Raw genomic sequence first — 13,220 nt, forward strand, 5'->3', positions numbered from 1 at the left:
TGCGTCGCCGCCCTCCACCGCGCCGGCCGTGCCGCCCGCGCCGGCGTTCTCGACCGCCTCCGGCGAGCCGACGATCTGGTAGGTCTCCTGGCCCTGGGCGTCCATCTTCGTGACCTGCGGCCCTTCGAAGACGAGGTCGGCCTCAGCCGTCTCAATGACGACCCGCTCGGCGTCGAGCTCCTCGACATCGATCCCCATCTGTTTCATCATCTGCTTCATCTTCCGCGGGTTCATACCGCCTCCTCCGAACATACGCAGGAATTCGGCCGCACGGCACAAAAAGGGTGACGACACGCGCCGTCGACGACGATGGGTGGGGTTGATACCGATCCCGCACGACGATCGAGCATGTACCTCGCGGATCACACGTGGCCGGCGTTGCAAGCGGAGCTCGACGCCGCTTCCACCGCGATCGTCCCGCTCGGATCGACCGAACAGCACGGCCCGCACCTCCCGCTGGCGACCGACCACCTGATCGCCGAGGCGCTCGCGACCGCGGCCGCCGACGAGACCGGGATCCCCCGAACGCCGACCGTCGACATCGGCGTGAGCCCGCACCACCGACAGTTCCCCGGGACGCTGTGGGTCGACCCCCCGGCGTTCCGTCAGTACGTCGAGAGCGTCACCCGGAACCTCGCATACCACGGGATCGACCGCGTCGTGTACGTCAACGCCCACGGCGGCAACGTCTCGCACCTCCGCGAGGTCGGCCGGCGACTCCACGAGGACGGAACGATCTACGCCGTCGAGTGGATGTGGGACGAATCGATCCCCGAGCTCGTCGACGAGCTGTTCGAACACAACGGCCCCCACGCCGGCCCGAAGGAGACGGCGATGATCTCCCATATCGCGCCCGAGCTCGTCGACGAGACGGCGGTATCGGAGGCCCGTGACGGCGGTCTCGTCGACCTCGAGGAGTCGGACGCCGTCGTTCACGGCGCGAGAACGTACTACGACGCGATCGATAACTCCGCGAACGGCGCGTTCGGCGACCCGACGGACGCGACCGCGGAGAAGGGCGAGCGGCTGTTCGAGGCCGCCACCGAGCAGCTGGTTCACCTGCTGGAGTGGCTGGAGGCGCGAGAACCGGAAGCGCTCCGTCCCGAACCGCGGGTCGAATAGGCGGATCGAGGCGCGACCCTCACCGGAACCGCGCCGGAAGTCGAAACGCCCGCCAGAGCTGGACGAGCGTCACCGCCGCGAACACCGCGAGCGCCCCGCTGGTCCAGAGGATCGGGTCGACCGTGCCGACGAGCGGTGCCTCCAGCTGCGCGGCGAGGACGACGAGCAGGGTGACCACGCCGAGCACCTGATACAGCTCGGTCCACGTGACGCCGTAGCCGGTGACCACCTCCATGTACCGCCCCACGTCCCGTGCGCCCTGACACGTACGGACCTCCTTGCGGCCCCGGTCGTACTCGACAACCCCGAGCTCGTGGAGTCGTGGGAGATGTGTCTGGTGGAGCGAGGCGTACACGCTCTCCCGAACGCACGCCGGTGCGGGACTCGTGCCGGTCTCGTCGGCGGCGATCGCCTCCGACAGCTCCCGGACGGAGATCGCCCCGCCCCTCGTACGCAGCTCCCGAAGCGCGTGTTTTCGGCGGCTGTTTGAGAGCACGTCGTGGATGACGGTCTCCGGAAGGGCGTCGGAACGGATCTGCATTGAACTGTGAAACACCTCGATGAGAGAGGGTCGACGTGTGGGGAGATATGTATGCGCCGCGTACTACCGTGTGCCGTGGTAGCAGTCGTGTGCTGACTGATCCCGGGTTCGACGGTAGGAACACCCACCTGTGTCGTTCAACATCGACGACGAGCACGGTAGGCACTCCCAGAGAGTGCGGTAGGGACTCCGAAGCGAACGGTAGGGACGCCTATCCGGACCGGTAGGCGTCTCATCGGATGCGGAGTTCAGTGATCGCTCGATGGTAGGTGACGCCTTCAAACGGTTGATTTCGGGTGTTTCGAGTCGAACGGCTCGTTAGAACCGTCGATGGTGCGGTTAGGATCCGACGTGTCTGCTCGTAACTATCCCCCCTACCGCTAAGGAGGGGGTACTGGCAGTGCAGCCAGGAGCAATCATGAGCAACAACGACAACAGCGACTTCGGCCTTTCGCGGCGACAGATGCTCGGTGGGCTGGGCATCGTCGGCGTGGCCTCCGCGGGTGCAGGACTCGGAACGACGGCGTATTTCAGTGACTCGGAGAGCTTCGAGGAGAACACCCTCACCGCTGGCGAGCTCGACCTGTTCGTCCACGTGGACTACTCGGAGGACCAGGGCTCGTTCGCACAGTACTCGACGCCCCCGGGAACGTTCATCAACGGTGGCGTGGTTGGAGAGACCGTCGAAGAAGACGGCATAGTTATCGAAAAGGGAACGCCGCTCAGCATCCAGGTAGAGGACCTGAAGCCCGGCGACTCCGGCGAGGGCGATTTCTGCTTCTCCATCGTGAACAACCCCGCGTACATGTGGATGTGTGGGGAGCTGACCGCGAACGACCAGAACGGAACGACCGGACCCGAGGAGACCGCACTCCAAGAGATCTACGGCGAGATCCCCGAGGACGGACAGCTCGCGGACGCGATGCAGGTGACGGTGTCGTACTGCGACGCGGACGGCAACGACGACGAGGAGATCGTCTCCGGGTCGCTCGCCGAGGTCATGGCGGCGCTCCAGACCGGCGTTCCCCTCTACGGCGACGGCGACCCGGACCAGCCGGTCGCGAACCGCCCCGCTTTCGACGGCGTTGAGGCTCCCTTCGACGACAACGGCGACCCCGTCATCGACGAGACGTGCGTCTGCTTCGAGTGGGAGGTTCCCACGACCGTCGGCAACGAGATCCAGACTGATTCCGTCGAGTTCGACTTCGAGTTCTACGCGGAACAGGAGCGGCACAACGACGGGACGACGAACCCGTGTGTGGACGAGTCGTACGCGGCCGACTACGTCAACCCGGACGGGATCAACCAGCCCATCCCGGACGGCGTCGCCCGCGTCGATGTCTCCTACGGCGACGACCAGGTCGTCTACGGGATCACTTTCGACGAACCCGCCGACAGCCAGTACAGCCTCGCCGACCCGAACTTCGCGGTCGCCAACTTCTCGATGCCGTTCGACCTCGACGACAGCGGCAACTACGACTACCAGGTTGCCTGGAATGCGGAGGGCGGAGACGACTTTCTCTACTCCGAGGTGGACGGCACGCCTAACTGGGAGAAGGACGTTGGCTCGTGGTCGCCTGTTCCGTCGACGATCGTCACAGCCAAGTTCGGAAACCAGGCGGTCATCGCGGTCCCGCGATCCGACCTCGAAACCGGCGGCAACGACTACGCCTTCGGCTTCAACGCGAGTGCCGGCGGCGAAGCACCGTCCGTCGGGATCCCGGTCGGTGGTCCCTACTCCGGTACCGACAACTTCACCAGCAGCGAGAACGGGCAGGGCGCGACGCTCCAGTAACCCCCGTTAATCCGTCTGGCTGCGCGTCGCCGCCGGACCGCGGCTTCCCACAGTGGCGTCCGACGGTTCGACTCCGTCGGTGGGAGTTCCCCACAGGGGATGATACACAATGGATAACGACAAAATCGGACTCTCGCGGCGCAAGATGCTGGTCGGACTGGGGGCAGTCGGCGTTGCCTCCGCGGGTGCGGGGCTCGGGACGACGGCGTTCTTCAGCGACGAGGAGAGCTTCCAGGACAACACGATCACGGCCGGACAGTTCGAGCTCATGGTGAGCCAGACGACCCACATGGTCGACCAGGATGGGATCGGCCCCGATGAACAGACATTCGACGACATGGTCGATGACAGCGACCGCGACTTCGCCGAGGGGTTCCTCGACATCACCGACGCGAAACCCGGAGACAGCTACAAGTACTGCTGGGACCCGTGCGTGAAGTACAACCCCGGCTACATCCAGATCACGCTCTCCTCCGAGGAGACCGCGGGCAACGACAACGGTGTCAACCACGTCGACGCGGACGGTCTGCTCGGCGACTTCATGCTCGCGGTGGTCACGCTGGAGGACCAGAACGGCGACACTGAAGTCGTGTTCCAGGGCACGCTCGGCCAACTCGTCGACGAGTTTGCGGCGGGTGGTCTCGTTCACGCCGTGGGCGGCGAGGACCCCGAGTACTGCCACCAGCCGTGCGAGCTGATGGAGGGTGCCGATGGCGAACCCGCGGACGCCGTCGAACTCTGCGTCTACCTCTACCTGCCGAGCCGCGCCGATGTCGGCGAGACCGTGACCGTCGGCAGCGTGGAGTTCGGTCCGCTCGAGGCCTCCGACTCACCCGGTAACGCCGTTCAGGGCGCGATCTTCGAGGGCGACGTGCACTTCGAGGCCGAGCAGTGCCGCCACAACGAGACGCCGTTCCAGAACGACATCGAGGTCGTCGACGGGAGTCCTGAGTAAGTGAACTGCTAGGCCAAGAACCGGACGAACCAACGATTTCGGACACTCATACACAATGACAAACGAAAACCCAAACACACGACTCTCCCGCCGTAAACTACTCGGCGGACTCGGGGCCATCGGCGTCGCGAGCGCCGGCGCAGGGCTCGGAACCACCGCGTTCTTCAGCGACGAGGAGAGCTTCACGGACAACACGATAGAAGCCGGAGCGGTCGAGCTCCGGATGGACTGGCAGCAGAGCTACTACACCGGAATCGACGGACAGGATCCGGACGACCACACGACGTGGGAGCCGATCAACGCCTATCCGGACCTGAACGGCGACAACTTGCAGGACCCGATCTACACGCGGTTCCAACTGCAGGAGGACCCGACGCTGGTCGGCCTTCCGGCTGACGCGGACGACGACGAGATCGAGGCCGGCTACCGCGGCCAGTTCGCGAGCTTCGACGGAACGGAGACTGACGGCACCGGCAACCACGAGTTCGTCGGGCCAGTGATCGACCTCGACGACGTCAAGCCCGGCGACCGCGGCGAGATCACGATCAGCAAACACGTCTTCGACAATCCGGCGTATCTCTGGCTCAACGCGAGCAACTACCAGCACACCGTCGGCGGGTTGAACGACCCCAAACGCGAAGCGCTCACGGAGATCTACGGCGATCTCGATGATGAAGCCCTGATCGCGGCTGCAGAAGAGGAGATGCAGTTCGCCAAGGAGATAGACGCCACGCTCTGGTACGACGACGACTGTGACAACTTCTTCGACGAGGGGGCTGGTGCCTGTATCCAGTTCGTCGTCGACAACACGGACTCGATGGGGAGTCAGGCTCCCGGTTCGCAAGACGAACTGAAAGACGAACTTCTGATCGAGGCACTTGAGGAGTACGTTGGACGGCTCGACACCAAAGACGGCGCGGAGTCTTCCGACGGCGACACCAGTCCGTTCAGCGTTGGGCTGACCAACTGGACGGCGGTGGCGGACACCGTTCTCACTCCGACGAGCGATGTCGGCGATATCATCGGTACTGATGGGGGGAACTACGAGGACTCTACCGGTCTCCAGACGATCGACTACCAGTCACTCGACGGAGACACCGATCTAGTGAACGCGATCGAGACTGGTTCGGACGCGCTCGCGACATGCCCCGAGGACGAAGACCGGATCATGGTCGTCGTAACGAACGGGATCAACGTCGAGACCAGCGACTTCCTCGCGGCAGCGAGCGACAACCTCCGTCAGAACGGCGGTGAAGTTGACCGATACCTCGTCATCGGATTCGGCGTACTCGGCGACAGCATCGACACGCTCGAAGAGATCAGCACGCTTCCGGGCAACCACAAGTTCATGCTCGTCCCCGATCCGGACATCGATCAGGCGATCAACGGTCCGGCGGACCCGAACACGGACCCCGAAACCAGCGTCGCCGAGGAGATCGGCTTCACTGCCGGCGGCGAACAGGCGATCTTCCAGGGGTCGCTGTACGACCTGCTCACGCAGCCCGCGCCAGTTAACCCGGACGGGACAGTCGACGACTACGAAGTCGACGGCATCGCGGGTGGCTACCCGCTCGATTCGGACCGGAACCGCGACGGCCGGCAGTGCTACCCCAACTCCGACACGCGCTGTATCGCGTTGGAATGGCACCTCCCGTTCGAGGTGGGGAACGAGATCCAGGGCGACTCGATCGTCTTCAACCTGGACTTCTACGCCGAGCAGTGCCGGCACAACGACGGGTCGCACAACCCGTTCGAGCAGCAACTCGCGTAGACACCGAGTCGGTTGAGAGAACTGAAACGAGACCACGGTCCCGGAACAGTGCGGCCGGTCGCTCCCAGCTACCGGCCCATCCATCCCATTCGAAGCCCCGGACGGGGCGGTCGACGACGACGGTTCGATCCCGTCGGTGGGCGTTCGCAGATGAAGCGACCTTCACGAGCGATACCCGATCATGACAGACGAAACGAACCACACTGACACCAGCATTGCCGGCCTCTCGCGCCGAAAACTCCTCGGCGGACTCGGGGCCATCGGCGTCGCCTCCGCCGGTGCAGGCCTTGGAACGACCGCGTTCTTCAGCGACGAGGAGTCGTTCCAGGACAACACGCTCACCGCGGGCGAGTTCGACCTGAAGATGGACTACCGCATGACCTACCGTGGCGGCCACGGGCGGCTCGCGGAGCTTCAGGCGAACTACCCGGACGCCACCTTCGTCGACGAGGACATGGAGCCGACTGACGAGGACACCGGGGTTTACCTGCTCGATCAGGTCCCCGGCCTGGAGAACTACCCGGGAGCGGGCGACTGGGTCCGCGGTGCGAACGGTATCTTCGACCCCGAATCGGAGGAAGGAGAGGGGTTCCGCCGCGAGGAACTCATCGACGCGGGCGACCTTGAGGAGGCGCTCATCCGCATCGGCGACGTCAAGCCCGGCGATTACGGCGAGGTCACCTTCAGCACCCACCTGTACGACAACCCCGGCTACATGTGGATCGGCGGCGCGCTGACCGCGAATGACCAGAACGGCTACACGGGTCCCGAGGAAGTCGCGCTCGAAGAGATGGGGATCACCGTCGACGATCCTGACGGGGAGGGCCAGCTCGCGGACGCCATCGAGGCGAAGATCTGGTACGACGACAACTGTGACAACATCCATCAAGAGAGCGGCGGCGAGGATGGTGGAAATGTGGACGTGATGCTCTCGATCGACACCTCGGGATCGATGGGGGGCGGCTCGGGAAGCCGCATGGAGAACGCCAAGGCAGCCGCACTAACGTTCCTCGACAACCTCGGCTCGGACGACCGCGTCGGCCTCGTGACGTTCGACTCGGCCGGCCAGCTACGTCAGGGATTGACCTCCGATCACTCGCTCGTCGCGGCGTTCTTACAGCCGGGACCAGCGGGGATCACGTCCGGCGGCTTCACCATGATGGACGCCGGCGTCGACCTCGCGGCCGACGAACTCACGGCCAACGACCGTGGTGTCGATCAGGCGATCATCCTACTTGGTGACGGCCAACCGAACCGGTCCGCACGTCCGGGTAGCAACCACACGCAGAACGCGATACAGGCCGCACAGGACGCCAAAAATGCCGGTATCACGGTCATCACCGTGGGCCTCGGGGTCACCGGATTCGCACAGAACACCCTCATTCAGATGGCGAGCGGGAGCAACGGAACCACGCTCTACTACGACTCGCCGACAGGCAACGACCTCGACGACATCTACTCACAGATCGCGGCGGTCGTGCTCACCGGCGAGGCGGTCATCGTCGAGGGAACGCTCCGCGAGGTGATGGATGCCCTCGCCGAGGGGATCCCGCTCGACGCGAACCTCTCGGAGGAGGAGCGAACCTGCTTCACGAACTCCGTCACTCGGTGTTTCGGCTTCGAGTGGGAGCTGCCGACCACGGTCGGCAACGAGGTACAGACCGACTCCGTCGAGTTCGCGATCGGCTTCGCCGCGGAACAGTGCCGCCACAACGACGGCGAGGCGAACCCGTACGCGGGGGCGTGAGCGACTGACGACCTCCGGCCGGACGAGAGCGTCCCGAAGGACGCTCTCCCCCATTCGAAGCTCCGTGCGGAGCGGACGACGACGGCTCTCGGCCCGTGTTCCGGACGGCGGGGCACTCCCGTAACTCGTGTCGTCGTGCCCGATAGTCAGCGCCTGCCGTCGCGGTAGGGGGTGACTGCCGGATGGTTCGGCCTCCGAACCGTCCGGGTAGGCTGCGCGTACATACGTAGTGGGAGAGCGTGGAGAGTATCGACGAACCGGCCGTTCGGAGCCGACCACACACACGAATGACGAAACGAGACATACACATCACTCGCCGGGAAGCGCTCGCGGGCGTCGGAGCCGTCGGCTTCGCGACCGCCGGGGTCGCCCGTGGGCGCTCGACCGGGAGTTGGAACGGGTATACGAACTACACCTACGCGGCGTCGACGGGTCCCCGGCTCCTGGTCGGGTGGCGTGGGACGTACAACGGCGACCTCGGTATCGAGGGCCCGACCGACCCGGACGAGTTCGTCGACGGGATCGACGAGCTCGACGGCGAAGTACGCCTCGTCGACGCGGACAACGTCCTCCCGAAGGACCACGGCACCGCGAGCGTCGGACTGATCGCCGAAAACGACCCCGCTCGGGTCTGGATGAAACTGGAGGCCGTGAGCAACGACCTCACGGACCGGATCGAGATCGAGACGCGATACGACACCGGGCTGTTCGGGGTCGGCGGCTGCGTCGGCGCGGAGAACGACCCGCGTGGCGCAACGATCGCCGCGGGACCGCTATCGGCCCCGGAGACCGTCCCGTCCGCGAACGGCGACCTCCTGACGGGGGTCGAGCTCGATCCCGGGATATTCGACAACAGCTGTCTCGGGACGGACGAGAGCCTTTGTCTCGCGTTCACCTGGGACGTACCCACCGGACAGGGGAACGTCGGCAGCGGGGAGTCGGCGGCGTTCGCGCTCCGGTTCCGAGCGACCGACTGTGCGGACCCGAACAACCCGTTCGATCCGGCGGAGAACGGCGACAGTACGGCGGCCGACGACGACGAGGTGACGGCATGACCCGACGAAGCGACGGTGGACGCGGATCCGACGGCGTGGGACGCCTGAGCCGTCGCCGACTCCTCGCCGGCCTCGGCGGCGTTGGGGCCATCGGTGCGGCGAGCGGAGCGGGCACGTTCGCGTTCCTGACGGACGCGGCGGCGCTGCCGAACAACACGATCGGGAGCGGCGAGGTCGCCCTCGACATCTCCTGTGCGGACCACGACGGGACGGCGAACTGCACCGTTTCGGACGGGCTCGTGAGCGTCGGGATCGAGGGCCTCGACCGCGGGAGCTACGGGGCGGAATCGTTCGGGATCTCGGTGCTGACGAACCCGGCACGGCTCTGGTTCGCGACCGTCTGTCCGGATCCCGACCTGGCGGCGTTCGACCCGCTCGGCGACGCGCTGTCGGTGACCCTCGTCGTCGAGAACGGCGGGTCCTCGACGCTGTTCTCCGGGTCGCTATCCGCGCTCCGGGAGGCGTTCGTCGACGGACTGCGGATCGACGACCTCGACGGTGAGGCCTGTCTTTCCCCGGACGAGACGCTCGACGTAACGCTCTACTGGGAGCTCCCGATCGACGCCCCGAGTGTAGCAGCCGGGAGGGAGACCGGGTTCGAGTTCCGGCTGTACACCGAACAGTGCCGACACGTCTCCGAGGACGACGCGGTGGGATCGAACCCCTTCGCTGGCCTCGGGCCGTGTGAGGAGCCGCCCGAGCCGTGTCCGGAGTGCGAGTTCGGCGGGAAAGCGGACGACGTCGAGGGGCAGATATCGATAAGCGATCCGAACGACACCGCGACCTGGCTGTCGATAGACGAGGGCCCGCTCGCGGGCGAGGCGTTCCTGTTCGTCACCGACGTCGAATACAAGGACGGCGACGAGGCCGTGGGTGTACGGTTCGATCTGGTGGACGCCGACGGGAACGCCTTCGGCGACCTCTGTGAGGTGCGTCTCAAGGGCGGGCCGACCACGGAACGCTACCAGATCGAGCCGCCGAGCCCCGACACCGGGGCAGTGCTCCTCGCCCCGGACGGCTCTGGTAACTCCGGACGCCGGGAGATCAGCAACATCGAGATCGACATCTGTGTGGACGAGGAGCGGGGATCCGACGAGCCGGACGACTCCGGCGACCCCGACGAACCGGACTGTATCGAGTGCGTCAACGGGGAACCGACCCTGCTCGGCCTGACGTTCCGGTACCTCGGCTCGGAGCCGGCCCAGATAACTGGCGTTCCCGAACAAGGGGGTGCGTCGACTGGCCTCCTGTTCGAGGGAACGGTCGCCCCCGACGAGCGCTTCACGCTCGACGGGACGAACCTCGACAGGCCGGGGAACCGCGACGACTGGATCGGCCCGAACGTCGAGATCGTCGTCGACGGCGGCACCACCGTCTCCATTCATACCAGCTGCTCCGTCGCCCTCGGGGTCGGCGACGCCTTCGGATCCGACGGCGCCGGAGGGCCGCTGTACGAGCTCGTCGCCGGGACGAGCACCGACGGGGAACCGCTCTGTGACTCGGAGGACCGATCATGACCACAGCTACAAGATTCAAAACTATCGCCAACGTTCTCGGATTACTCCTACTGATCGCGCTCGTCGCGCCGTTCGTAGTGTACGCGGTCCCCGCGGTCGTCGGGGCGGAGTACAGCTTCGTCGTGCTCACCGCGAGCATGACTCCGGCGATCGCGCCGGGCGACGTCGTCATCGTCGACGAACGCGATCCGGCGTCGATCGCGGAGGGGGACGTGATAACGTTCCTCCGCGGCGACAACGAGGTCCCGGTGACACACCGCGTTATCGGCGTCGAATCGGCAGGCGGCGGCGTCGCCTTCGAGACGCAAGGCGACGCGAACGACGTGGCGGACGCATCGCTCGTGCCGGGCGGGAACGTCCTCGGCGTCGTGATGATCACGATCCCCTACATCGGGTACGTGATACAGTTCGCGGCCTCGCCAGCCGGGTTCGTCGCGCTCGTCGTGATCCCGTTCGGGCTGCTCGCGGTCTCGGAGCTCTGGAGCCTCTACCGTGCTCGAACCGGGCACGGGGCTGCGAACGGGGGAGACGCCGAACCGGCTGGGGCAGACGCTGAACCGGACGGTGACCAGGTAACCGATGCCGGCGTCGCGGCCGGTGGCACCGCGGCTGGCGGTGCTGCAGCTACCGGCGGCGCGACCGACGTGGGGGCCGCGACTGACGAGGGGTTCGTCGTGACGGTACGCACCGTCCAGGGGGCGGTCGGCGTGCTCCTCGCGGTCGTTCCGTACGCGGTGTACATCGCGTACACGCTCCGGACCGGCCTGACGATCGGCGTGGCGACCGGCGCGACGATGGGGCTCCTCGCGGGGGTCGTGCTCCTCGTTACGGCCGGCAGCGGTTCCGAAGCGGCGTCCGCGACGACGGACGAACCGGGAGACGGCGGGGACGACCCCGACGACCCCGACTCGGACGTAGCGGAGGTGGTCGCGGGGGATCCGACCGACGTGGACGGGGACTCGAACACGAACGTAAACGCTGGCACGAACACGGATGCCGATGCGGGGGAGAACGCGGGCGCGGGCTCGGAGCCCGCCGTGGACGACTCGTGGCCGTCGGCGTCCGGCCTGTTCGACGACCCGGTGATCGAGCCGGCCGCGGACGGCGGGGCAACGAACGAGGCGGAGCGATGATCCGAACCGCGGCGGTCGTGATGGCCGCCGTCCTCGTGTTGAGCGTCTCCTTCGCCGGAGGATACGGGACGGTCGCGTTCTTCTCGGACGAGGGCGCGATCGACGGGAGCTTCGCCTCCGTCGAGGAATTCGAGGAGTTCGAGTCCGGGACGGACGCATCGGAGGGAGTCAACGGAACGCAGGATATCACCGGAGGGCAGGTGGTTGACGACGGGGAGACGGATCCCGCGGACAGCGGAAACGAGTCCGCTGGATCGACCGATCCGACCGATGGAAACGGCACCAACGTCGGGAACGGGACCGACCTCGGCGACGGTGACGAGGTCGACGACGCCCCTGACGCTGGCAACGAGACGATCGCCGAGAGCGGAACGGGTAACGAGTCAGTTTCCAACCCTGATGGTAACGAGTCCGTCTCCGGCAACGGCAACGGATCCGTCCCCGGCAACGGCAACGGATCCGTCCCCGGCGACGGAAACGAACCTGTCGGTAATCAGTCGGACGTCTCAGAGGACGACGACACCACTGCCGTCGACGGTGACGACGGGAGCGACGATCAGGGGGGTGTGACCGACGACGAAACCGAAAGCACCGAGCCCGACACCGGGAGCGGTGAGGAACCCGACGGCGACATTGAGTCGGACGACGGGACACCGGACACTGACGGCGAAGGAAGCGAATCGGGCGTCGAGGAGGGGGACGAAACCGATGATGCCGACGGAGGGGACGGAGCCGAGAGCGATCAGGAGGAAGACGACGAGGGTGGAGACGACCAGGACGCCGGCGTCGCCGCGGACGAAGGTGACTCGGAAGGAGGCGACGACGATGTGTGATCGGTCGACGAGACCCCGGCCGTCAGTACGACTCGCCCCGGGATCACGATAATGCGCGAGAACGGACACGAGCGGAGGGAACGACCGGACCGGAGCCGCCAGCCGAGACTTCGATGGGTCACGAAACGCCGGGTGCTCACCGGGATGGTTGGCGTGTTGATCGGGCTGTTCGTGTACGGGTTACTCCTGATGCTCTGACCCCCGTCGATCGAAGCGGAACCGGACCGATCGTCGGCGTGGTTTCGCCGGCGTTGGCTCAGTCGCCGAGCAGGTCCTCGAGCTCGCTGTCGACCCGCTCACGACGGTCGTCGAGGACGGTGAACGCCTCGTCGCGTCGCCGTTCGAGCACGCGAAGCAACCGGGCCGCCCACGCCAGTTTTCTCGCCTTCATCGGCCCCACGTCGGGGTCGTCGAACTCCCAGCCGGGGAACGTCAACCGAGCCGCCCCGACGTGGTCGGCGAGGAACGCCGCCCGATCGCCGTCGGTGAAGCCGCCGGTGTTCCGGACGGGGCCAACTGGGGCCGCCTGCGTGGTGGTCAGCGTCCACGCCGCGTCGAACCGGGGGAGCCACTCCCGGACCGCATCGAGGTTGTCGCCGTGGGCGTGCGCCGCGACGGGCACTCCCTCGCGAGTCAACTTCGCCGCAGTCTCCGGGTTCTTGTCCAGATCGGTGACCATGCAGTCGACGTCGATCCCGGCCGAGAGGAGGTCGTCGGCCGCGGTCGAGGCGGCGACGACGACGTCCGCCTC

The 13,220-nt window shown here is 66.2% G+C and carries 12 protein-coding genes and 1 pseudogene; 10 read left to right on the top strand and 3 right to left on the bottom strand.

Annotated features, from left to right (window positions below):
• Positions 1-252, bottom strand: a 252-nt coding sequence (locus ACFQEU_RS05705) for a nascent polypeptide-associated complex protein (RefSeq protein ID WP_379780146.1), incomplete at its 3' end; no start/stop codon positions are given.
• A gap of 96 nt (positions 253-348) precedes the next feature.
• Between ACFQEU_RS05705 and ACFQEU_RS05710 the strand changes: the two genes are divergently transcribed.
• Positions 349-1,122 carry a creatininase family protein gene (locus ACFQEU_RS05710; protein ID WP_379780148.1) on the top strand — a complete coding sequence of 258 codons (774 nt, stop codon included), beginning with the start codon at positions 349-351 and terminating at the stop codon, positions 1,120-1,122.
• A 19-nt stretch (positions 1,123-1,141) separates the two neighbouring features.
• Here the strand turns inward: ACFQEU_RS05710 and ACFQEU_RS05715 are convergent, their stop codons facing one another.
• Positions 1,142-1,663, bottom strand: a complete 522-nt coding sequence (locus ACFQEU_RS05715; RefSeq protein ID WP_379780150.1) for a DUF7344 domain-containing protein — start codon at positions 1,661-1,663, stop codon at positions 1,142-1,144.
• 418 nt (positions 1,664-2,081) lie between these two features.
• Between ACFQEU_RS05715 and ACFQEU_RS05720 the strand changes: the two genes are divergently transcribed.
• The 9 genes and pseudogenes from ACFQEU_RS05720 to ACFQEU_RS05760 all read left to right on the top strand — a co-directional run bounded on the left by ACFQEU_RS05720 (position 2,082) and on the right by ACFQEU_RS05760 (position 12,667).
• Positions 2,082-3,458 carry a SipW-dependent-type signal peptide-containing protein gene (locus tag ACFQEU_RS05720; RefSeq protein ID WP_379780152.1) on the top strand — a complete coding sequence of 459 codons (1,377 nt, stop codon included), beginning with the start codon at positions 2,082-2,084 and terminating at the stop codon, positions 3,456-3,458.
• A gap of 109 nt (positions 3,459-3,567) precedes the next feature.
• Positions 3,568-3,727, top strand: a pseudogene (locus ACFQEU_RS18190) (SipW-dependent-type signal peptide-containing protein); the annotation flags it as partial.
• 741 nt (positions 3,728-4,468) lie between these two features.
• Positions 4,469-6,184 (top strand): SipW-dependent-type signal peptide-containing protein, encoded by a 1,716-nt coding sequence (locus tag ACFQEU_RS05730; protein ID WP_379780156.1) that lies wholly within the window; start codon positions 4,469-4,471, stop codon positions 6,182-6,184.
• A gap of 181 nt (positions 6,185-6,365) precedes the next feature.
• A complete protein-coding gene (locus tag ACFQEU_RS05735; RefSeq protein ID WP_379780158.1) occupies positions 6,366-7,931 on the top strand; it encodes a vWA domain-containing protein in 1,566 nt (521 codons plus the stop codon).
• Between the two features lie 287 nt (positions 7,932-8,218).
• Entirely contained in the window at positions 8,219-8,986 is a 768-nt protein-coding gene (locus ACFQEU_RS05740) for a hypothetical protein (RefSeq protein WP_379780160.1), read from the top strand.
• Positions 8,983-10,503, top strand: a complete 1,521-nt coding sequence (locus ACFQEU_RS05745; RefSeq protein ID WP_379780162.1) for a DUF7467 domain-containing protein — start codon at positions 8,983-8,985, stop codon at positions 10,501-10,503. The genes ACFQEU_RS05740 and ACFQEU_RS05745 overlap by 4 nt, the downstream gene beginning before the upstream one ends.
• Positions 10,500-11,636, top strand: a complete 1,137-nt coding sequence (locus ACFQEU_RS05750; protein ID WP_379780164.1) for a signal peptidase I — start codon at positions 10,500-10,502, stop codon at positions 11,634-11,636. The genes ACFQEU_RS05745 and ACFQEU_RS05750 overlap by 4 nt, the downstream gene beginning before the upstream one ends.
• The gene (locus ACFQEU_RS05755) at positions 11,633-12,469 is read left to right on the top strand and encodes a hypothetical protein (RefSeq protein ID WP_379780166.1); all 837 of its coding nucleotides are present in this window, start codon (positions 11,633-11,635) and stop codon (positions 12,467-12,469) included. The genes ACFQEU_RS05750 and ACFQEU_RS05755 overlap by 4 nt, the downstream gene beginning before the upstream one ends.
• 51 nt (positions 12,470-12,520) lie before the next feature.
• Positions 12,521-12,667 (top strand): hypothetical protein, encoded by a 147-nt coding sequence (locus tag ACFQEU_RS05760; protein ID WP_379780168.1) that lies wholly within the window; start codon positions 12,521-12,523, stop codon positions 12,665-12,667.
• Between the two features lie 58 nt (positions 12,668-12,725).
• Here the strand turns inward: ACFQEU_RS05760 and ACFQEU_RS05765 are convergent.
• A partial coding sequence (locus ACFQEU_RS05765; RefSeq protein ID WP_379780170.1) for a 6-hydroxymethylpterin diphosphokinase MptE-like protein occupies positions 12,726-13,220 on the bottom strand: 495 nt, incomplete at its 5' end.

It is taken from the genome of Halorubrum tibetense (assembly GCF_042661865.1).
GTDB classification, from domain to species: Archaea; Halobacteriota; Halobacteria; order Halobacteriales; family Haloferacaceae; genus Halorubrum; species Halorubrum tibetense.

Excerpts from the sequence above, each read along its gene's own strand:
- ACFQEU_RS05750 (WP_379780164.1), top strand. The coding sequence starts at position 10,500 with ATGACCACAGCTACAAGATTCAAAACTATCGCCAACGTTCTCGGATTA.
- ACFQEU_RS05715 (WP_379780150.1), bottom strand. The coding sequence starts at position 1,663 with ATGCAGATCCGTTCCGACGCCCTTCCGGAGACCGTCATCCACGACGTG.
- ACFQEU_RS05745 (WP_379780162.1), top strand. The coding sequence starts at position 8,983 with ATGACCCGACGAAGCGACGGTGGACGCGGATCCGACGGCGTGGGACGC.
- ACFQEU_RS05735 (WP_379780158.1), top strand. The coding sequence starts at position 6,366 with ATGACAGACGAAACGAACCACACTGACACCAGCATTGCCGGCCTCTCG.
- ACFQEU_RS05760 (WP_379780168.1), top strand. The coding sequence starts at position 12,521 with ATGCGCGAGAACGGACACGAGCGGAGGGAACGACCGGACCGGAGCCGC.
- ACFQEU_RS05755 (WP_379780166.1), top strand. The coding sequence starts at position 11,633 with ATGATCCGAACCGCGGCGGTCGTGATGGCCGCCGTCCTCGTGTTGAGC.
- ACFQEU_RS05740 (WP_379780160.1), top strand. The coding sequence starts at position 8,219 with ATGACGAAACGAGACATACACATCACTCGCCGGGAAGCGCTCGCGGGC.
- ACFQEU_RS05730 (WP_379780156.1), top strand. The coding sequence starts at position 4,469 with ATGACAAACGAAAACCCAAACACACGACTCTCCCGCCGTAAACTACTC.
- ACFQEU_RS05720 (WP_379780152.1), top strand. The coding sequence starts at position 2,082 with ATGAGCAACAACGACAACAGCGACTTCGGCCTTTCGCGGCGACAGATG.
- ACFQEU_RS05710 (WP_379780148.1), top strand. The coding sequence starts at position 349 with ATGTACCTCGCGGATCACACGTGGCCGGCGTTGCAAGCGGAGCTCGAC.